The 19,271-nt window shown below is 70.4% G+C and carries 18 protein-coding genes; 4 read left to right on the plus strand and 14 right to left on the minus strand.

Annotation, left to right across the window (positions count from 1 at the left end; all coding sequences use genetic code 11):
- Nucleotides 1-68 precede the first annotated feature (68 nt).
- The 14 genes from metK to LGR54_RS03135 all read right to left on the minus strand — a co-directional run bounded on the left by metK (nucleotide 69) and on the right by LGR54_RS03135 (nucleotide 12,974).
- Nucleotides 69-1,262 carry a methionine adenosyltransferase gene (gene metK / locus LGR54_RS03070; RefSeq protein ID WP_230360484.1) on the minus strand — a complete coding sequence of 398 codons (1,194 nt, stop codon included), beginning with the start codon at nucleotides 1,260-1,262 and terminating at the stop codon, nucleotides 69-71.
- A gap of 121 nt (nucleotides 1,263-1,383) precedes the next feature.
- A complete protein-coding gene (locus LGR54_RS03075) occupies nucleotides 1,384-1,794 on the minus strand; it encodes a helix-turn-helix domain-containing protein (protein ID WP_230360485.1) in 411 nt (136 codons plus the stop codon).
- Between the two features lie 105 nt (nucleotides 1,795-1,899).
- Nucleotides 1,900-3,501 (minus strand): apolipoprotein N-acyltransferase, encoded by a 1,602-nt coding sequence (gene lnt / locus LGR54_RS03080; RefSeq protein ID WP_230360486.1) that lies wholly within the window; start codon nucleotides 3,499-3,501, stop codon nucleotides 1,900-1,902.
- Nucleotides 3,502-3,571: 70 nt separating this feature from the next.
- Nucleotides 3,572-4,771, minus strand: coding sequence for a hemolysin family protein (locus LGR54_RS03085; RefSeq protein ID WP_230360487.1), 1,200 nt, complete (start codon nucleotides 4,769-4,771; stop codon nucleotides 3,572-3,574).
- Between the two features lie 6 nt (nucleotides 4,772-4,777).
- Nucleotides 4,778-5,296, minus strand: a complete 519-nt coding sequence (gene ybeY / locus LGR54_RS03090) for an rRNA maturation RNase YbeY (RefSeq protein ID WP_230360488.1) — start codon at nucleotides 5,294-5,296, stop codon at nucleotides 4,778-4,780.
- Complete coding sequence (locus LGR54_RS03095; protein WP_370638115.1) at nucleotides 5,293-6,462, minus strand: PhoH family protein; 1,170 nt, start codon at nucleotides 6,460-6,462, stop codon at nucleotides 5,293-5,295. The genes ybeY and LGR54_RS03095 overlap by 4 nt, the downstream gene beginning before the upstream one ends.
- Before the next feature lie 38 nt (nucleotides 6,463-6,500).
- Nucleotides 6,501-7,979, minus strand: coding sequence for a tRNA (N6-isopentenyl adenosine(37)-C2)-methylthiotransferase MiaB (miaB, locus tag LGR54_RS03100; protein WP_255607167.1), 1,479 nt, complete (start codon nucleotides 7,977-7,979; stop codon nucleotides 6,501-6,503).
- Between the two features lie 228 nt (nucleotides 7,980-8,207).
- Nucleotides 8,208-8,972 carry a 1-acyl-sn-glycerol-3-phosphate acyltransferase gene (locus tag LGR54_RS03105; RefSeq protein ID WP_230360489.1) on the minus strand — a complete coding sequence of 255 codons (765 nt, stop codon included), beginning with the start codon at nucleotides 8,970-8,972 and terminating at the stop codon, nucleotides 8,208-8,210.
- Between the two features lie 17 nt (nucleotides 8,973-8,989).
- Nucleotides 8,990-9,421: a Fur family transcriptional regulator gene (locus LGR54_RS03110; protein WP_230360490.1), complete on the minus strand. Its 432-nt coding sequence runs from the start codon at nucleotides 9,419-9,421 to the stop codon at nucleotides 8,990-8,992.
- Nucleotides 9,422-9,580: 159 nt separating this feature from the next.
- On the minus strand, nucleotides 9,581-10,078 hold the full coding sequence (locus LGR54_RS03115) for a GNAT family N-acetyltransferase (protein ID WP_230360491.1): 498 nt from the start codon (nucleotides 10,076-10,078) through the stop codon (nucleotides 9,581-9,583).
- 35 nt (nucleotides 10,079-10,113) lie between these two features.
- On the minus strand, nucleotides 10,114-10,797 hold the full coding sequence (gene tsaB, locus LGR54_RS03120; RefSeq protein WP_230360492.1) for a tRNA (adenosine(37)-N6)-threonylcarbamoyltransferase complex dimerization subunit type 1 TsaB: 684 nt from the start codon (nucleotides 10,795-10,797) through the stop codon (nucleotides 10,114-10,116).
- 160 nt (nucleotides 10,798-10,957) lie between these two features.
- Nucleotides 10,958-11,512, minus strand: a complete 555-nt coding sequence (locus LGR54_RS03125; protein WP_230360493.1) for a NifU family protein — start codon at nucleotides 11,510-11,512, stop codon at nucleotides 10,958-10,960.
- A gap of 68 nt (nucleotides 11,513-11,580) precedes the next feature.
- Entirely contained in the window at nucleotides 11,581-12,429 is an 849-nt protein-coding gene (locus LGR54_RS03130; protein WP_230360494.1) for a hypothetical protein, read from the minus strand.
- Nucleotides 12,430-12,476: 47 nt separating this feature from the next.
- Nucleotides 12,477-12,974, minus strand: coding sequence for a universal stress protein (locus LGR54_RS03135; protein WP_230360495.1), 498 nt, complete (start codon nucleotides 12,972-12,974; stop codon nucleotides 12,477-12,479).
- A gap of 292 nt (nucleotides 12,975-13,266) precedes the next feature.
- Here LGR54_RS03135 and LGR54_RS03140 point away from each other — a divergent pair, with 292 nt between their 5' ends.
- From LGR54_RS03140 to LGR54_RS03155, 4 genes are all read left to right on the plus strand, one after another.
- Nucleotides 13,267-14,079, plus strand: coding sequence for a CbbQ/NirQ/NorQ/GpvN family protein (locus LGR54_RS03140; RefSeq protein WP_230360496.1), 813 nt, complete (start codon nucleotides 13,267-13,269; stop codon nucleotides 14,077-14,079).
- Nucleotides 14,076-16,373: a VWA domain-containing protein gene (locus tag LGR54_RS25940; protein WP_230360497.1), complete on the plus strand. Its 2,298-nt coding sequence runs from the start codon at nucleotides 14,076-14,078 to the stop codon at nucleotides 16,371-16,373. The genes LGR54_RS03140 and LGR54_RS25940 overlap by 4 nt, the downstream gene beginning before the upstream one ends.
- A gap of 157 nt (nucleotides 16,374-16,530) precedes the next feature.
- Nucleotides 16,531-17,607: a catalase family peroxidase gene (locus LGR54_RS03150; RefSeq protein WP_230360498.1), complete on the plus strand. Its 1,077-nt coding sequence runs from the start codon at nucleotides 16,531-16,533 to the stop codon at nucleotides 17,605-17,607.
- Between the two features lie 10 nt (nucleotides 17,608-17,617).
- Complete coding sequence (locus LGR54_RS03155; protein WP_230360499.1) at nucleotides 17,618-18,184, plus strand: cytochrome b; 567 nt, start codon at nucleotides 17,618-17,620, stop codon at nucleotides 18,182-18,184.
- Nucleotides 18,185-19,271 lie beyond the last annotated feature (1,087 nt).

A 19,271-nucleotide genomic window follows, 5' to 3' on the forward strand; every position in this document is an offset into this window, starting at 1 on the left:
TCCGCCCCGCATAAGATCAGGAATGAAAAGGCGCAAGCCGGGCCGACGGCCCGTCCGGCCTCGGCAGCTCAGCCCACCGCCGCGCGGATCGCCGCGGCGAGGTCGGTGCGCTCCCAGGAGAAGCCGCCATCCTCTTCCGGCGCCCGGCCGAAATGGCCATAGGCTGAGGTGCGGGCATAGATCGGCTTGTTGAGGTCGAGATGCTCGCGGATGCCGCGCGGGCGCAGGTTCATCACCTCGCGCAGCACCTTCTCCAGCTTGGCTTCCTCGACTTCGCCGGTGCCGTGCAGGTCGACATAGACCGCGAGCGGATCGGAGACGCCGATGGCGTAGGCGAGCTGGATGGTGCAGCGCTGGGCGAGTTCCGCCGCCACCACGTTCTTGGCGAGGTAGCGCGCCGCATAGGCGGCCGAGCGGTCGACCTTGGTCGGGTCCTTGCCGGAGAAGGCGCCACCGCCATGCGGGGCCGCGCCGCCATAGGTGTCGACGATGATCTTGCGGCCGGTGAGGCCGCAATCGCCGTCCGGGCCGCCGATGACGAACTTGCCGGTCGGGTTGACGTGCCAGACGGTGCCGGGAGTGATCCAGCCCTGCGGCAGCGCCTCGCGGATATAGGGCTCGACGATGTTGCGCACGTCATGCGACGACAGGTCGGCGTCGAGATGCTGGGTCGACAGCACGATCTGGGTAACCTCGACCGGCTTGCCGCCTTCGTAGCGCACGCTCACCTGGCTCTTGGCATCCGGGCCGAGCACCGAGCTCTCGCCGGAGTGGCGGGCATTGGCCAGCACCTTCAGGATGCGGTGGGCGTAGTAGATCGGCGCCGGCATCAGCTCCGGCGTCTCGCGGCAGGCATAGCCGAACATGATGCCCTGGTCGCCGGCGCCTTCATCCTTGTTGCCGGCCGAGTCCACGCCCTGGGCGATGTCGACCGACTGCGCGTGCAGCAGCACCTCGATGTCGGCGTCTTCCCAGTGGAAGCCGTCCTGCTCGTAGCCGATGTCCTTGATGGCGAGGCGGGCGATATGAGAAATGAAGTCGCGGGTGAGGGCGGCCGGGCCGCGGGTCTCGCCCGCGATCACCACGCGGTTGGTGGTGGCGAGGGTTTCGCAGGCGACGCGCAGATGGCTCGGGTCCCAGCCGAGCTTCGGGCCTTCGCGGAAAAAGGCATCGACCACTTCGTCGGAAATGCGGTCGCAGACCTTGTCGGGATGGCCCTCGGAAACGGATTCGCTCGTAAAGATATAGTCTTGTCGGGACACGCCTCGGCTCCTCAATCTCACCACCGGCGCGGCGAAGACGTCCGGTCGCCCCTTTTTGGCAACAGCGGTCCGGCAGGTCAAGTTTTCCGGACGGATTTGTTCGGAAGAACGAACGGTGAGGTCAGGCCGTACCTTCTTGGTCGGCGAGCGTCTCGACGAGGTCGACAATCCGCCGGCGCACCTTGGAGTCGGAGATGCGGGTAAAGGCGCGGGTCAGCGCCAGGCCTTCGGACGTGGCGAGGAAATCCGCCACATAGGCCGGCGAACTGTCCTCGGCGAAGCCGGGCGTGGCGGTGCCGGTGCTGGGCGCGCCTTCGAAAAAGAATGCAACCGACACGCCGAGCACGGTCGAAATATGCTGCAATCGACTGGCGCCGATGCGGTTGGTGCCCTTTTCGTATTTCTGAATTTGCTGAAAAGTAATTCCTAAGCTTTCTCCCAGCTTCTCCTGGCTCATGTTGATCATCATCCGGCGCATGCGCACCCGGCTACCAACATGCTTGTCAATTGGATTGGGAGACTTCTTGGTCATCGGCTTCCCCGATTCGGACAAAAAATTACCCTCCCCACCCGCTTCGGATAAGGAAAGCGCATCGATCAGGGCAGGCAGTCTAGGCAAACTACGTGCACACGTCGATCAATCTGTACGTGTATATCCTCGTTGCGATGCAAAGGCGAGTAGCAGGAACAAGACGAGGAGGCCATTGGATACAAGATTGCCAATATTGGCATAAATCGTTTGCGGAAGAGCTTGCGGCAATGCGCCATCAAGCACGCCACGCGCACCCAGCGGTAGCATGCCGGTCACGCGCCCCAGCGGATCGACAATGGCGGAGATGCCGTTATTCGTGGCACGGACCAGCGGCAATCCTTCTTCGATCGCTCGCATCCGGGCCTGTTCGAAATGTTGGAACGGGCCCGGAGTGTCACCGAACCAGGCATCATTACTGACGTTTAGTAACAGGCCCTGGCGAGGCTGATCATAAGATTTGCTTACCGATACAATTTCGGCAGGAAATATTGCTTCGTAACATATTAACGGCAAGGCGGGGGGTAATCCCGAAATTTCCATCGGTTTTCGGTCGCTCGCCGCCGAAAAACCACCACGCACACGTGTGAGTTGCTGGAGACCCAGCGCCTCCAGCGTTTCCTGGAACGGTAGGTATTCGCCGAACGGAACGAGGTGCACCTTGTCGGCGGTGGCGAGGGTGCGTCCCTGCGAATCGAGGGCGAGCAGGCTGTTATAGACGGCCGGGCGCTGGTTCGGCCGCTCCTGCAGCCGGCCGGCGCCGGTGATCAGCGTCGTGCCCGGCGGCAGCATGGCGCGCAGCCGCGCCAGCGCTTCGGGCTCGCGCTCGAGGAAGAACGGGAACGCTGATTCCGGCCAGAACAGATGGGTGATGCCCGCCAGGCCGCCGGCGCTCTCGCTGGTGGCGACGTAGAGGTCCATCACCTCGCGACGGGCCTCGTAGCGGAATTTCTGGTCCTGCGGCAGGTCGGGCTGCATCAGCCGCAGCTTGACGCCCGGCACCGTGCCGACCTCGACATGGGCGAGCCGCCAGGCGCCGCCGAGCCACATTCCCGCCAGCGCCAGGGCGGCGGCGAGCGGCGGGCCGAGCCGCGCCCACCGCGAGCGGGAGCCGTCGACCAGCGCCGCCGGCGTCGACAGGCAGGCGAGGGTGACGAGGCACAGCCCGGCAATGCCGAACACCGCGCTCGCCTGCGCGAAATTCAGGTCGTTGCCCAGCGCGTAGCCGAAATTGTTCCACGGAAAGCCGGTGAACAGCGTGCCGCGCAGCCACTCAGTGCCGGTCATCACCGCGGCGAAGCCGAGGAAGCGCGCCGGTCCGCGCGGCCACACCAGCATGCAGGCGCTGGCGCCGAGGCCGGTATAGAGCGCGAGATAGGCCGGCAGGCCGAGCACGGCGAACGGCATCAGCCAGGCGAAGTCGTCGGCCTGCACCAGGAAGGCGGCGCCGATCCACCACAGCCCGGCGACGAAATAGCCCATGCCGAAGCACCAGCCGAGCCCGAAGGCCGGTCCCAGTGCCGCGCGTATCCCGGCGCCGCGCTCCCGCACGGCGTCGAGCAGCAGCACCAGCACCGGCAGGGTCAGCGCCAGCAGCGGCCACAGCGCAAAGGGCGGCATGGCGAGGGCCGAGACGGCGCCGGCGGCAAGCGCGATCAGCACCCGTCGCCGATAGGAGCCGCCCCGCAGCCACGCGGTGAGGCGTGTCATCAGGCCGTCAGGCGGCCGATCGGCGAGCGAGCGGCCGCCTGACGGCCCGGCCGCGCCGGCCGGCAGGGTGTCACGCCGCATCGGGTCCGCGCAGTGCGGCGCGCGAGTCGGCGCTCGGTTGCTGCGCCGGCGGCGGCAGGCTGGCGCCCGGCGCCGGGTCGCCGGAGGCCCGCTCGCCGGTCTCGCGTCCCACATGCCCGTTGCCGCGGGCGGGCGAGATGCGCAGCCGCTTGACCCGCCGCGGATCGGCGTCCAGCACCTCGATCTCGAAGGTCCCCGGTCCGGCGACGATCTCGCCGCGCACCGGAACCCGCCCGGCCAGCGTCACCAGCAGGCCGCCCAGCGTGTCGACCTCCTCGGCTTCCTCGCCGGTGGCGAAGGCCGGGTCGACCATCTCGGCCACCTCGTCGAGCCCGGCGCGGGCATCGGCGATGTAGCTGCCATCCGCCTGGCGGGCGATCATCGGCGCCTCGTCGTCGTCGTGCTCGTCCTCGATGTCGCCGACGATTTCCTCGACCAGGTCCTCCATCGAGACGATGCCGTCGGTGCCGCCATATTCGTCGATGACCAAAGCGAGATGGATGCGGCTCGCCTGCATGCTGGCCAGCAGCTCGATGGAGGGCATGGAGGGCGGCACGAACAGCAGCCGGCGGATCAGCCGCGCCGCGCTCAGCGACGCCGACAGGTCGATCGCCTTGAGGTTGAAGGCCGGCGCCTGCTTGGCCTCGCTGCGGGCCTCGCCCGGGGCGGGCTTCGTGTCGCGCGGCCGGCCGAGGGCCGCTGGCGGACGCGAGGTCATGGCCCGCTGGGTCAGATAGGTGACGAGGTCGCGGATATGGACCATCCCCACCGGGTCGTCGAGCGTGTCGTCATAAACTACGAGGCGGGAATGGCCGGCATCGGCGAACACCGCGAGCAGTTCGCCGAGCGGGATGTCCTTTTGCACCGCGACGATATCGGCGCGGGGCACCATCAGGTCGCCCACCCGCCGCTCGCGCAGTTCGAGGATGCTTTTCAGCATCGCGCGCTCGGTCGCCGACAGGTCGGCGGTGAAATCGGCATTGGAGGCCAGCGCCTCGGCGAGATCGCTGCGCAGCGAACCGGTGGTCCGCCAGCCGCCGATCAGGTGGCGCAGCCGGTCGAGCAGTCCCCCCCGCCCCTCGCCGGCGCGCGGCTCGGTGGGGAGCGGGGTGGGACTTATACTTGGCCCTTCGCTGGGATCGGCGGGGGGCGGCGTCTTGGAGACGGGGTTGGAAACAGGGTCGGACATGGCCTTCTAGCGGGTTTGATGAACAGGTTCGGTCTCGGCATAGGGGTCGGCGATGCCGAGGCCGGACAGGATCCGCCGCTCCATCGCTTCCATTTCCTCGGCTTCGTCCGGCGTCTCGTGGTCGAAGCCGAGCAGGTGCAGCATGCCGTGAACGGCAAGATGCGTCAGGTGGTCGTCGAAGCTCTTCTCCTCGGCGGCCGCCTCGCGGGCGACGGTTTCATAGGCGATGGCGATGTCGCCCAGATGGGGCTCGCCCGCCTCCCGCGCTACCTGCGGCGTCGGGAATGATAGCACGTTTGTCGCCTTGTCCTTGGAACGCCAGTCGCGGTTGAGCGTGCGGATGCCAGCGTCGTCGGTGAGCATCACCGCCACCTCGCCGGCCTCGATGCCGAGATCGTACTCCTCCAGCGCCCCGGCATGGGCGGCGCGGATTGCCCGCGTCACCTGTCCGGCAGCCTCGGGGCGGTCCGGCCAGGGACCGGCCGTGACCAGCACGTCGACCTCGATGGCGGCGCTCTCGCTCACTGCGGCGGTTCCTCGAGGGGAGGCGCCTCGACGGCGGGCTCCTGGGCGAGCGGTTCGGTCGCGGCCACCTGAGCCGGCACCGGCGCTTGCGCCGGGGCGGGGGGCCGGCGGGCGGCGGCGGCCTTGCCGTCATAAGCGGCGACGATGCGGCCCACCAGCTCGTGGCGCACCACGTCGGCAGCGTTGAAGTGGCACACCTCGACGCCCTCGACATTCTCCAGCAGGCCCACCGCCTCGGCGAGACCGGAGGTCTGGCCCGGCGGCAGGTCGATCTGGCTGGGGTCGCCGGTGACGATCATGTGCGAGTTCTCGCCCAGGCGGGTGAGGAACATCTTCATCTGCATCGAGGTGGTGTTCTGCGCCTCGTCGAGGATGACGCAGGCATTGGCCAGCGTGCGCCCGCGCATGAAGGCCAGCGGCGCGATCTCGATCTCGCCGGAGGTCAGCGCCCGCTCGACATAGTTGCGGTCCATCAAATCGTGCAGCGCGTCGTAGATCGGCCGCAGATAGGGGTCGACCTTCTCCTTCATGTCGCCGGGCAGGAAGCCCAGCCGCTCGCCGGCCTCCACCGCAGGGCGCGACAGGATCAGCTTGTCGACGATCCGCCGCTCCAGGAGGTGCACCGCATAGGCCACCGCCAGCCAGGTCTTGCCGGTGCCGGCCGGGCCGACGCCGAACACCAGCGTCTGCCGCTTCAGCGCGCGGATATAGGCGTCCTGCGCCAGGGTGCGGGCGCGCACCGAGCGGCGGCGCAGCTGGATCTCGTCGAAGCTCTGCTTCTTGGTCGCCGGGTCGAAGTCGAACAGGAAACCCTGCGAGGCGGCCTCGCGCAGCACGCCCTCGACATCGCCGGCGGCGATCTCGCCGCCCTTCTTCAGGCGGGCATACAGGGTTTCCAGCACGTGCCGCGCCTGGTCGCAGGCCTCGCGCGGGCCTTCCAGCGTGACATGGTTGCCGCGCTGCTCGGCGACGATGTCGAGCCGTCGCTCGATGGCGGCGAGGTTCTGGCCGTAATGGCCGAACAGCAGGCTGGCCAGCCGGTTGTCGTCGAAGGCGAGCACAATCTGGTTGGAGGTGTCGGTGTCGGGGGTCAGCCAGCGGGCCGTCGAGGCCGCCGGCGCCGCCGTTCCGCTTCCGCTCCCGCGCCCGCTTGTGCGGGTCGCCACCAGCGTCCGATCCGTATCCGATCCCCCACGACGCACCATCACGCCTCCAGTTGTTCGCCCTGCCCCACTAAGCTCGCGCCGGACGGCACGCCTTCGGGCCAGAATTCGCCCGCGACGATGTCGCCGGAAAGACTCTTGGTGCTGACGTCGCGCACCACCACGCTGGCGAGCGTGCCGATCGCCTCGCGCGGGGCCAGCACCACCACGGATTGAAGATAGGGCGAGCGCCCGATCAGCTGGCCGGGCAGCCGGCCGGGCTTCTCGAGCAATATGTCGAAGCGCCGGCCGCGGCAGGCGGCGTCGAAGGCCGCCTTCTGCTTGTCGAGCAGCGCTTGGAGCGCATAGATGCGCTCATTCATCGCCGCCTCGGGCACCTGGGCGCCCAGGGTCGCCGCCGGGGTGCCGGGGCGCGGCGAATATTTGAACGAGAAGGCGCCGGCGAAGCCGACACGTCCCACCAGGTCCATCGTGTCGGCGAAGTCGGCGTCGGTCTCACCGGGGAAACCGACGATGAAGTCGGAGGAGAAGGCGATGTCCGGCCGCGCGGCGCGGACCTTCTCCACCAGCTCGAAATAGGCCTCGCGCCCGTGCTTGCGGTTCATGGCGTCGAGGATGCGGTCGGAGCCGGACTGCACCGGCAGGTGCAGATAGGGCATCAGCGCGGGCATGTCGCGATGGGCGGCGATCAGCTCGTCGTCCATGTCGCGCGGGTGGCTGGTGGTGTAGCGGATGCGGGCGATGCCCGGCACTTCGGCGACGCGCGCCATTAGCTCGGCGAGGTTGGCACTGCGGTCGCGCGCGTCGAGCCCGTGATAGGCGTTGACGTTCTGGCCGATCAGCGTCACCTCGCGCACCCCGCCCTCGGCGAGGCGCGTCACCTCGTCGAGGATCTTGGCGAGCGGGCGCGACACCTCGGCGCCGCGTGTATAGGGCACCACGCAGAAGGTGCAGAACTTGTCACAGCCTTCCTGCACGGTGACGAAGGCGGTGGGGCCGCGCTTGGCGATCGCCTGCTTGGTCGGCGGGGCGAGGAAGTCGAACTTGTCCTCGACCGGGAACTCGGTCTCGACGATACCCTTCTTGTGCTGGCCGTGCTTTTCCTGCGCCAGCGCCACCAACTCCGGCAGCTTGTGGTAGCTCTGCGGCCCGACGACGAGGTCGACCACGCGGGCGCGCTTGATGATCTCGGCGCCCTCGGCCTGGGCGACGCAGCCGGCCACCGCCACCATCGCCTTGCGGCCGGCCTCTTCCTGCGCCACGCGCAGCCGGCCGAGCTCGGAATACACCTTCTCCGCCGCCTTCTCGCGAATATGGCAGGTGTTGAGGATGATCAGGTCGGCGTCATCAGGCTTGTCGGTCTCGACATAGCCTTCCTTGGCCATGGTGTCCGTCATGCGCTGGGCGTCATAGACGTTCATCTGGCAACCGAAGGACCGGACGTAGATCTTGCGCGCAGCACCCGGCTCGCGCACCTCGTGCGGCGTCTGGGTTTCGCGCGCTTCCTGCGTTTCATTCATGGCGTATCGATCGACCCGCCCTGTCCGGCCGTACCGGCCACAGGGTCGCTGAAGGTTGAGGACACGGCGCGTACATCATGCCCCCGTGACAAGGCGCCTCCGCTTACCGCCGCTCGTTCCCTGGTCGAGATCGTCTACGTCTCCTCGGTCGACACCTGCCTTTTGTTTAGCGGGATTCCCGGCAAAAGGAAATGAGCCGCCCGGGGTTTTCAGCCTACTGCGCCGCGCTCACGCCGGCCGGGGATTGAGCGCCTCGGCGAGCATGGCGCGCACCGCCGTCTCAGCGTGGCCGGTCGCCGCCTTGCGGTCGGCCCCAAGGATCGGCTCGCCGAAGCGCAGCTCGACCTCGATGCCGCCGCGCCGCAGCACGTCCATGAGATGCGGGGCAAGGTCCATGTCGCCGTACCAGGCCACCAGCGGCCGGCGGGCGCGACCGAGCGACACGCCACCCTGCGCGACATAGGCGATGGCGAGCGGCTGGATGGCGGCGGGCGCGCCGGCGGTGCTCGGCCGCGCGGCGCCGACCAGGGCGGAGCGGAACGGCAGCACCCGATTGCCGTCGCTCGAGGTGCCCTCGGCGAACAGCACCACCGGGTCGCCGGCGCCGAGGCGGGCGGCGATCGCCTCGCTCACCCGCCCGGTAGCGGCCCGGGCCTGCCGGTCGACGAAGATGGTGCGCTGGAGCTTCGCCAACAGCCCGATGCCCGGCCAGCCGGCCACCTCGCTCTTGGCGACGAAGCACAGAGGGAAGCGCGAGCCGAGCACGCCGATGTCGAGCCAGGAGACGTGGTTGGCGAGGATCAGCAGCGGCCGCTCGGCGGCCGGGGCGCCGCTCACCCGCACCTTGACGCCCACCAGCCTCAGCACGGCCCGGTGGTACAGCACAGGGATCCACCGCCGGGCGTCGAGGTTCAGCTTCACCGCCAGCCACTGTGCGGGAATGCCGACGAGCGTGAGCAGCACGACGGGCACCAGCACGAGGACGGGGCGCATCGCCGGTCTCTTCCCGCCTATTTCTTCGGCTTGGGATCGAGCGGCACGCCGTAGAGCTCCAGCCGGTGTCCGACGAGGCGGAAGCCGAGCTTGCGGGCGATCTCCTCCTGGAGATGCTCGATCTCCTCGGAGCGGAATTCCACCACCGTGCCGTTGCGCAGGTCGATCAGGTGGTCGTGATGCTCGTCCGGCACCGGCTCGTAGCGCGAGCGGCCGTCGCGGAAGTCGTGGCGCTCGATGATACCGGCGTCCTCGAACAGCTTCACCGTGCGGTAGACGGTGGAGATCGAGATGCGGTCGTCCACCGCCACGGCGCGGCGATGCAGCTCTTCGACGTCGGGATGATCCTGCGCATCGGCGATGACGCGCGCGATCACCCGGCGCTGGTCCGTCATGCGCAGGCCCATCGTCACGCAGGCCTCCTCGATGGCGGTCGGCTTGTCGGTCATCCGCGCGTCGTCTCCCGAGCCTGTCCCGCCAAAAGCTGCCGGGCTTTTGCGACGAGAACAGGCCCAACTGGCAAGTTTCCCGCTGCTTATGGCGCAACCCGTCGGTGGAGGGCAACCGATTCCTCCGGCGCTATCCCCACGCGCGGGCCGGACGTCGCCTTACCTAAGGTCGCGCCGCATGGCGATCGCCGCCACCGGCTTGCCGCCGGCGTCGCGATAATAGCCGGGCCGGCGGCCGATCTCGCGGAATCCGGCCCTCTCATAGAGCGCGAGCGCCGGCCGGTTGCCTTCCTCGACCTCGAGGAACAGCGTGGCGAAGCCCTCGGCGGCGAGGCGGGCCATCGTCTTCTCCACCAGCGCCCGGCCGATGCCGCCACCACGATGCGTGCGCGCCACCGCGACCGAGAGGATCTCCATTTCCGGGGCGACGCCATGGGTGAGGATGAAGCCGGTCGGCCGCCCGCCCGGGCCGTCGGTCGCCACCAGCGCCCGGCTCAGCCGGTCGGCGAGCAGCCGCTCGAACTCCGCTGCCTCCCAGCCGATGCGGAAGCTGGCCGCATGCAGGCCCGCCAGCGCTTCGGCGTCGGCGGCGACCGCCGGGCGGAAGGCCGGAGGCGCCCGCCAGGCACGGGTGATGTCGGTGATCTTCCAGCTCATCGCCGCCGGCCCATTGGCGCGCCGCCCTCCCGCGCTCAGCGCCGGGCGATGCGGGCCGCGGTCTGCGGCTTGGCGTCGGCGTCGCGCAGATAGAGCGGACGCGGCTCGGATTTGGCGGGATCGGCTACCGCCGCGAGCCGGGCCAGCCAGACCGGGTCCGGCGTGGTGGTGGTGGCGACCTCGACCGGCGCCGGCGCGGCGTCCGGCCAGGCGGCGGCGATCAGCGGCGCGCCGGAGCCGACCAGCCGCACCGCGCCGCCGGCCACCGCCCGCACCGCTTCCTTTAGCGGCAGCTGGCGCGGCGACACCATCACCCGGCCGCCGGGGCCGATCATCTGCACATAGAGATTGTCGTGCCGCGCATCGATGGCGGCCACCACCGGCACGCCGTCGTCGAGGGCGAGCAGCGGCGCCGCCAGCGTGGCGAGCGTGGTGATGCCGATCACCGGCCGGCCCTGGGCGAGGCCGAAGCCGCGCGCCGCCGACAGCCCGACCCTGAGCCCGGTGAAGCTGCCCGGCCCGACGGTGACGGCGAACATGCCGATATCGGCGAAGACGCGGCCGGCCGCGACCATCACCTGGTCGACCATTGGCACCAGCGCCTCGGCATGGCCGCGGCTCATCTCCTGCGAGGCGCGCGCCAGCGTTTCGTCGCGGGCGACGTCGTGGAGGGCGACGGAGCAGGCCTCCAGCGCGGTATCGAGGGCGAGAATCAGCATGGCGCCTTTGTCCTTCGCCTCACCTTGCACATGGCCCGACGGCGAGGCAAAGCCCCGCCAGGTCCCCTCCACAAGCGGTCGGCTCTCCACAGTCGGCCCGCCAGCGGCGGCGGGCACCGCGGCCTCTCGAAACCCGCCGGAATGGCAGGGATGCGGCGGTTCAGACCGGCCGCACCTCGACGACATCAGGCACGAAATGCCGGAGCAGGTTCTCGATGCCGTTCTTCAGCGTCGCGGTGGAGGAGGGGCAGCCCGAGCAGGAGCCCTTCATGGCGAGGAACACCACGCCGTCCTTGTAGCCGCGGAAGGTGATGTCGCCGCCGTCATTGGCCACCGCCGGGCGCACGCGGGTGTCGATCAGCTCGCGGATGGTGTCGACGAGGCCGGCATCCTTCTCTTCCCAGAAGGCGTCGTCATCGGCGTGCTCATGCTCTTCGGGCAGCACCGGCTGTCCGGAGACGAAATGTTCCATGATGGCGCCGAGGATCGCCGGCTTCAGATGCGCCCACTCGGCGGTGTCCTTGGTCACGGTCACGAAATCGGAGCCGAAGAACACGCCGGTGACGCCGGGAATGTCGAACAGCTTGGCGGCGAGCGGCGAGCGGGCGGCCTCCTCGGCGTCGCGCGCCTCGAAGGTGCCGGCGCCGAGCACGTTGCGGCCGGGCAGGAACTTCAGCGTGGCGGGATTCGGGGTCGGCTCGGTCTGGATAAACATTTCATGCTCCTGGCCTACCGGGGTTCAAGGCCCCGGCGACATGGTTTGGTATCGTTATAGATAGGCGTTCACGACCGCCAAAGGAAGCCTCGCAGCCGTTCCCACCGTCCCGGAGGCGGGGCAGGCGGCGGTGGCGGCATCGGCTCCGCCAGTATCCGCCCGAGCGGCGAGGAGGGCGGCACGGCCGAGAGATCCAGCCGGTGCAGCAGCTCGTGATAGAGATGCAGGCATTGCGAGTTCGGCGTCACCAGGTCCTCGACGGTCAGTTCGGGGTCGAGCAGCCGGTGCACATGGTTGTAGTGCATCGGGTAGAAGCTCTCCGGCGGCAGCGCCTTGCCGTCGACGCTGCAATCCTTGGCCAGCCAGGTGATGGCGCGCGGGCCGAGCACGCCCCAGGGCATGTCCTGCACGCTGGTCGGCCGGCCCTGCCGGGCGTTCTCCCTGAGCTCGGCCTGCAATTCCTCCGGCAGCCAGGGTGGGATCGGCGTTGGGTCGGCGGCCACGTCGTTCAGCCGGCGCAGCAGCGGCGAATCCTTCGGCAGCCGCAGCACCGCGCCGTTGATGTGCACGTCGTCCTCCCAGGCGAACAGATAGTCCGCCCGTTCCACCGGCTTCAGGCAATAGACGTCGCAATCGACATAGAGGCAGTCGACGCGTTGCAGCAGCCGGTAGCGGAATACGTTGGCGAACAGCGCATAGCTGCCGGTCTCGCGGTGGCGGATGATCCGCTCCGGCGGCACCAGCTTGGCGGCGTCGGCGAAGGCGATGCCGGCCGGCAGATCGTGCGGGCGCTGGTAGCCGTGCAGCGTCACCGCATGGCCCATGCGCAGGAAGGAGGCGAGGCAGGCCCGCGCCATCGGCCCGAGCTCGGGGCCGATCCACAGGGCATGCACGGGCATCAGCGAACCGGACGGCATGACGCTCTCCTCGATACTCGAACGGTGGGCACGGCGCTGGGGAAGGGTCAGGCCAGGGCGTCGATCTCGCTGTCGGACAGCTGCCCGGGCACGATGGTGACGGGGATCGGCAGGCCGTTCAGCATCCCGCCGGCGAGCCCGGCGATCAGCGGTCCCGGCCCCTCGCTGCCGGTGCCGGCGGCCAGCACCAATATGGCGATGTCCTCGTCGGCCTCGATGAGCTTGAGGATCTCGCCGGCCACCTCGCCTTCATGCACCGCCTGTTCCGGCTCGACGCCGGACAGGTTGCGGATGCGGGCGGCGAAATGGTCGAGCTGCGAGCGTGCCTTGTCGGTGGCTTCCGCGCGCATCAGCTCGGCGACGCCGAGCCACTGGCTCTGCACGTCGGCGAGTTGCAGCACCGCCAGCATCACCACCCCGCCCTGGGTGCGGGCGGCGCGGCGGGCGGCGTAATAGACCGCGCGGTCGCATTCCGGCGTGTCGTCGATCACCACGAGAAATTTCCGGCGATGCCCCGGCTCGTGGCTCTGTCGCCTGCGCGGCATGGAATGGTCACTCCCCCCATGTCGGGACGCGCGGCGCCCAGACCGCCCTTTTCTACCACAGGTCGCGGCGGCGGGAAGCCGGGCGCCCCGTCGCTCCCGCCCCGTGCCGTTTGCGCCATGCCGCTTTTGCCATGCCGCTTGCGCCACTGAGGCTGCTGGGGAATGATACGGGCTTGAAACCGCCGCCGCACAGGGCCGTGCGCGGCAGAGGCATGGAAGCCTGGTCCCGAGCGTGCCGCTCGGGCCGGGCTTTTTTTGTGCCTGCCGCGCCGCCGCTTTCAGGAGCCAGCACATGGACGCCGACCCGCCGGGCCTCGACACTTTCCTCCTCGCGCAGGAGCCCTTCTACACGCCGGTCGGCAACGAGGTGGCGTTGTTCGAGGCGGCCTTCCAGGAGAAGGTGCCGCTGATGCTGAAGGGGCCGACCGGCTGCGGCAAGACCCGCTTCGTCGAGCATATGGCCTGGCGGCTGGGGCGGCCGCTGATCACCATCGCCTGCCACGAGGACATGACGGCGGCCGATCTCGTCGGGCGCTATCTGCTCGACGCCGAGGGCACGGTTTGGCGCGACGGGCCGCTCACCCAGGCGGTGCGCTTCGGCGCCATCTGCTATCTCGACGAGATCGTCGAGGCGCGGCAGGACACCACCGTGGTCATCCACCCGCTCACCGACGAGCGGCGGGTGCTGCCGCTCGACAAGCGCAACGAGGCGCTCATAGCCCATCCCGACTTCTTCCTGGTGATCTCCTACAACCCCGGCTACCAGAGCGCGGTCAAGGACCTGAAGGAATCCACCAAGCAGCGCTTTGCCGCCCTCGACTTCACCTATGCCGAGGCGGCGCGCGAGGCCGACATCGTCGCCCGCGAGGCCGGAGTGGCGCGCGAGGTCGCCGAGAAGCTGGTGCGCATCGCCGCCGCCTCGCGCAATCTCGGCCACCGCGTGCTGGAGGAGGGCGCCTCCACCCGCACGCTGATCCGTGCCGGCAAGCTGATCGCCCGCGGCATCGGCGCGGCGGAGGCCTGCGACATGGCCATCGTCGCCCCGCTCACCGACGACGCCGACACACGCGGCGCGCTGCGCTCGGTCGTGGCGGCCTGCCTGTGAGGGCGCTCGCCGCGTCCGAGGGTGAGGCAGGCCCCGATGATGCCGGGGCGGCGCTGGAACGGCTGCTGCGCGGCCGGCCGGCGCTGCATGCCGGCTTCCTCGCCGCGCGGGCGCATGTCGGCCGCCATCTCGGCGCCGCCGGGCTGGCCGGCTGGGCGGAGGACGTCGGTGCGCTCTACCACGCCAATGCCGGCCCGGCGGTGATCGAGGCGCTGTGGGACGTGGAGCGCCGGCTGCTGCCCGGCGCCGGGGCCGCCACGCTGGCGGAGCTCTGGCAGGCGGCGCGCGCGCTGTGCCGCCACGCCGGCAGCCGCACCACCCTCGCTCTGCTCGCCCCGCTCGGCGCCCGCCTCGTCTATGGCGATGACGGCCGCGAACTGGCGACGCGGCTCGCCGCGCTGGCCGGCCTCGCCGGGCGGGCGCCGGACGCGCTGGCGCCGCTCGCCGGCGTGCTCGCCCGGGTGATGGAGGCGCTGCCGCCGGAGGCGATGGCGCAGTGGTTCGCCGACGGCCTCGCCCGCCATCCCGCCGACCGGCGCCGGCGCGCCGCCTGGTTCCGGCTGGAGGACAAGCTGGCGCTGCGCCGCCTCGACGATCTCGCCGGCGGCCTGCGCTTCGCCCCGCATGAGGAGCGCCTGAAGCAGCTGGCACAGGCGCTGTTCGGCGCCGAGCCGGAGGTGCGCGTCCTCGCCGAGCCCGGCTTCGTGCGCCCCCGCCTCGCCGGAGGCCTCTTGCTGCTGCCGGCGCGCTTCCCGGATCTGCCGGCCGGCGACGCCGCCGGCTTCTTCGAGGCGGTGGTGACGCACGCCGCCTGCCACCGCGCCTTCACCCGCGAGTGCTTCGCGGTCGGGCGGATGAAGCCGGTGCAGCTCGCCCTCGTCGCGCTGTTCGAGGATGCCCGCGTCGAGCGGCTGGCGGCGCGGCGCTATCCCGGCCTCGGCCGGCTGTGGCGGCGCTTCCACACGGTGGAGGCCTCGCCGGCGCAGACGGTGGGCGCGCTGTTCGCCCGCCTCGCCCGCGCGCTCGCCGACCCGGCCTTCCACGACGGCGACGGTTGGATCGCCAAGGCGCGCGGCCTGTTCGAGCGCGGCTTTGCCGAAGATGCCGAACGGCAGGGCTTCGTGACCGAGATCGCCCGCATCGTCGGCCACGACCTCGGCCAGCTGCGCATCCCCTTCGACGCCAAGGCCTACCGCGTCGCCCCCGCCTATCGCGACGACGGCCTCGGCCTGTTCGACTGGGACGAGACCGATCCCGCCAATGACGACGTGCTGGAGCTGATGATCGAGGCGGCGCGGCTGCGGCAGGAGGAGGTCGACGCCGCCCCGCCCGACCCGTCGCCCCCGGAGCCGGCGGCGGGCGCCCGCCTGCGCGCCGCGCCGCCGCGCGAGGAGGGCACCGTCGCCGGCCTCTACCCGGAATGGGATCATCGCCTGCGCACCGAGCTCGCCGACCATGTGACGGTGCGGCTCTATCCGCCCGCCGCCGCCGGCAGCACGGCGCTGGCCGCGCGGCTCGACGCGGCGGGAGCGGTCGCCGCCCGTCTCGACGCCTTGATGCGCCGGGCGCGGCTCGACCGGCCGAGCCGGCTGCGCCGCCAGCTCGAGGGCGAGGAGATCGACCTCGAGGCGGCGCAGGAGGCGATGCTGGCCCGCCGCCTCGGCGAATTGCCCGATCCGCGCATCCACGCGCTGAAGCGCCGGCAGGGGCGCGACGTCTCGCTTCTGCTGCTGCTCGACGTCTCGCAATCCACCGCCGACCCGGTCGGGCGGTCGGGCGAGAGCGTGCTGTCGACCGCCGCGCTGGCGGTGGGCCTGCTCGGCGCGGCGCTGGACGGCGTCGGCGATCCGTTCGCGGCGCTGGCCTTCGCCTCCAATGGCCGCGAGGATGTGCGCGTCACCACGGTGAAGCGGTTCGCCGAGCGCTGGGATGCCGCGCTGCCGCGCCTCGCCGGGCTCGCGCCGGCCTATTCCACCCGGCTCGGCGCCGCCATCCGCCACGGTGCCGCCGAGCTCGCCCCGCAGCCGACGCATCGCCGGGTGCTGGTGGTCGTCACCGATGGCGAGCCGTCCGACGTGGATGTCGAGGACGGCGCCTATCTCGCCGAGGACGCCCGCCGCGCGGTGGCGGTGGCGCGCGGCCAGGGGCTCGACGTGTTCGGCGTGGCGCTCGGCCCGGCGGCGGACCGCGCCTGCGCCGATATTTTCGGCCGGCGCAACAGCTTCCCGGTGGCGCGGGTGGAGGAGCTGCCGGCCCGGCTGGCGGCGCTGTACTTCCAGCTCACCGTCCGCTGACCGGGCCGTCCGCCGGCCCCGCCCCGGCGTGCGATCCGGCAACAGCGGCGCCGAATGGACAAGCCGGGCCGGATCGGCCAGCCTAGAATAGCTCTATCCTTGGGTCGTTTGCCTGCGCCGGTGCGTCCGGCCGGGCCGCAGCATGGGAAGCGCTTTCATGGCTCAGTCGCCTCCGCCGACCTCCCGCGCGGCGATCGGCTCGCTGGTTCTCATTGCCGGCGTCGTCGCCGCCGCCGCCGGGGCGTTCGCCTATACCGGCGGTTTCCTGTCGCCGGAAAGGCTGACCCCGCCGAAGCTGGTCGGCGCGCTGGCGCCGCCGGGCGGCCCGGCGCTCGGCCACCGGCGCAACCACGCCAAGGGCATCTGCTTCACCGGCTCCTTCCAGTCGAACGGGCAGGGCGCGGCGCTGTCGAAGGCGCAGGTCTTCGCCAAGGGCGATTATCCGGTGGTCGGCCGCTTCAATCTCGGCACGCCGGATCCCAATGCACCGGACGCCACCGTGCGGGTGCGCGGCCTCGGCCTGCAGATCACCGCCGGCGGGCAGGTCTGGCGCGCGGCGATGATCGATCCGCCCTTCTTCCCGGTGGCGACGCCGGACGCCTTCTACGCCCTCCTGGAGGCGAGCCACAGCAAGGATCCCGACGCGATGAAAGGCTTCATCGCCGGTCATCCGGAATTCGCGACCTTCGCCGGCTGGGCCGGCAGCGCGCCGTTCATGGCGAGCTATGCGCAGGACGCGTTCAACAGCCTCAACGCCTTCCTGTTCACCGACGCCGCCGGCGCCACCCATGCGGTGCGCTGGTCGTACCGGCCGCAGGCGCAGCCCGAGCCGCTCAGCCCGGCCGATTTCGCCAAATTGGGGCCGAACCATCTGGAAACCGAGATCGCTGAGCGGGTGGCCGGTGCGCCGCAGCGCTGGACGCTGGTGCTGACCGTCGCCGATCCCGGCGACCCGACCGCCGATCCCAGCAAGGCCTGGCCGGAGGGCCGGCGCAGCGTCGAGGCCGGCACGCTGGTGGTCGACAAGGTCGAGGACGAGCGCGACGGCCCCTGCCGCGACATCAATTTCGACCCGACCCTGCTGCCGGACGGCATCGCCGTCTCCGACGACCCGTTCCCGGCCGCCCGCTCCGCCGCCTATGCGCGCTCCTACAATCTGCGCACCGCGGAATGGAAGGACTACCCCTACCAGGCGCCGGCCAGTCCCGCCGCCGGCTCGACCGTGCAGCCGTGAGGAGGAGACGATGAACGCTCAGTCGACCCGGTTCACCGTCCTCCAGCGCGCGCTGCACTGGCTGATGGCCGTTGGCATCCTCGCCATGCTGTTCATCGGCGTGGGCATGGTGTCGACGGTGATGCCGAAATACCTGCCGCTGCTCGAGGCCCACAAGACGCTCGGCATCGTCATCTTGCTGCTGGCGCTTCTCCGTCTGGCGGTGCGCTTCGTCTATGGCGCGCCGGCGCTGCCGGCCGCGATGCCGGCGCCGATGAAGCTCGCCGCGCATCTCTCGCATTACGGGCTCTACGCGCTGATGATCGGCATGCCGCTGCTCGGCTGGGCGATGCTGTCGGCCGGGGCTTATCCGGTGGTGCTCTATGGCGGCATCCGCCTGCCGTCGCTCCTGCCGCCGAATGCCGGGCTGCACGCGCTTCTCTGGCAGGCGCATGTCTGGCTGGCCTTCGCCTTCTTCGCGCTGATCCTGCTGCATCTGGCGGCCGGGCTGTTCCACGCCCTGATCCGCCGCGACGGCGTGTTCGAGAGCATGGCCCCGATCGCCGGCCCCCGCGAGGGCACGACGCCGGCGGAATGAGCGCGGGCCGGGGCTGGCCGGCATGTCCGGCGGGTCATTGCGCGCGGACTGGGGCGGGCCAGCGATGACTGGCGAGTTATGACGTGCGGCCGTGCCCGGTCGGCCTGTCCAATGGGCCACGGCTTGCGGGCTGAGGCCGGTCGGTTGTGACTGGCGAGTTATGGCTTGCGGCCGTGCCCAGGTCGGCCTGTCCGGCGAGCTAAGCTTGCTGGACCAGTCGAGTGGGGCGTGGCTTGCAGGCTTTTCTTCGGGCCGGCCGTGTCCCTTGAGGCCGGCCACCTGCCGCCCCTGATGGCTCGTGACAGCGGCTGGCACCGTTATTCCGCATCCGTTCCGATAGGAGTTGCCGGCGCGAACGCTTGCCGGATCTGTGGTAAACGGCGCGCCATTACCGACATCCGACTTGCCGTGATCCGCGGTTCGGCCCGTACGCTGGGCGCACGGCCGCCCCGGCCGAGCGACGGTGCGATGTACAAACCTCCCGTCCCGCGTGATGCGGCGGCGATACCGATCGCGACTGCGACGGGGCACGCTTCCCTCCGGCGCCCCGCTGATTGATGGCTCGCTCAGCTCGCGACACGTCCAGCTATCGGCGTCGCCGGCGATTAGCTGCGAGGAGCCGGGAGAGCGGCGCCACGCTTCGGGCATCTCGCCGGGCGGCGATCCGCGGTCTGCACTCGGTTCCCCACGATGCCAGCTCAGCCAACACGCAAGGTGTGCCGCCGCTCGTCCGCGCGATAGGTCATGCCCGCACGCCCCATTCCGCGCGATGCGGCGGCCGCGCTGAAGCTGCATGGACGGTCGCCGGGCGCCTCGCTGACGGATGGCCAGCTCAGCCCGCGCCCCGTTCAGCCTTCGGCATTCCCGGCTATTGGCGGCGCGTACCGGGAGGGCGGCGCCAGGCTTCCGGCATCTCGCCGGGGGCGTGACGCGACCCGCACCCTGTTTCCCCGAGGATTCGGTTGTGCCGGTACGTGGCACGCGCCGCTCCGGCCGAACGACGGGGATGTCGGACCATCCCCGCTGGTGCCGCCGCGACGACATGCGGCGTCAAAGGGGACCGCCGTCCCGGCCGAGCCATAGGCGA

The sequence above is a fragment of the Ancylobacter sp. Lp-2 genome, assembly GCF_020523795.1.
Lineage (GTDB): Bacteria > Pseudomonadota > Alphaproteobacteria > Rhizobiales > Xanthobacteraceae > Ancylobacter.

Coding starts and splice junctions, on each gene's coding strand:
- LGR54_RS03075 (WP_230360485.1), bottom strand. CDS start 1,794: ATGACCAAGAAGTCTCCCAATCCAATTGACAAGCATGTTGGTAGCCGG.
- LGR54_RS03155 (WP_230360499.1), top strand. CDS start 17,618: ATGAACGCTCAGTCGACCCGGTTCACCGTCCTCCAGCGCGCGCTGCAC.
- LGR54_RS03085 (WP_230360487.1), bottom strand. CDS start 4,771: ATGTCCGACCCTGTTTCCAACCCCGTCTCCAAGACGCCGCCCCCCGCC.
- LGR54_RS03105 (WP_230360489.1), bottom strand. CDS start 8,972: ATGCGCCCCGTCCTCGTGCTGGTGCCCGTCGTGCTGCTCACGCTCGTC.
- LGR54_RS03115 (WP_230360491.1), bottom strand. CDS start 10,078: ATGAGCTGGAAGATCACCGACATCACCCGTGCCTGGCGGGCGCCTCCG.
- LGR54_RS03135 (WP_230360495.1), bottom strand. CDS start 12,974: ATGCCGCGCAGGCGACAGAGCCACGAGCCGGGGCATCGCCGGAAATTT.
- LGR54_RS03130 (WP_230360494.1), bottom strand. CDS start 12,429: ATGCCGTCCGGTTCGCTGATGCCCGTGCATGCCCTGTGGATCGGCCCC.
- lnt (WP_230360486.1), bottom strand. CDS start 3,501: ATGACACGCCTCACCGCGTGGCTGCGGGGCGGCTCCTATCGGCGACGG.
- tsaB (WP_230360492.1), bottom strand. CDS start 10,797: ATGCTGATTCTCGCCCTCGATACCGCGCTGGAGGCCTGCTCCGTCGCC.
- LGR54_RS03125 (WP_230360493.1), bottom strand. CDS start 11,512: ATGTTTATCCAGACCGAGCCGACCCCGAATCCCGCCACGCTGAAGTTC.
- miaB (WP_255607167.1), bottom strand. CDS start 7,979: ATGAATGAAACGCAGGAAGCGCGCGAAACCCAGACGCCGCACGAGGTG.
- LGR54_RS03140 (WP_230360496.1), top strand. CDS start 13,267: ATGGACGCCGACCCGCCGGGCCTCGACACTTTCCTCCTCGCGCAGGAG.
- LGR54_RS03150 (WP_230360498.1), top strand. CDS start 16,531: ATGGCTCAGTCGCCTCCGCCGACCTCCCGCGCGGCGATCGGCTCGCTG.
- LGR54_RS03110 (WP_230360490.1), bottom strand. CDS start 9,421: ATGACCGACAAGCCGACCGCCATCGAGGAGGCCTGCGTGACGATGGGC.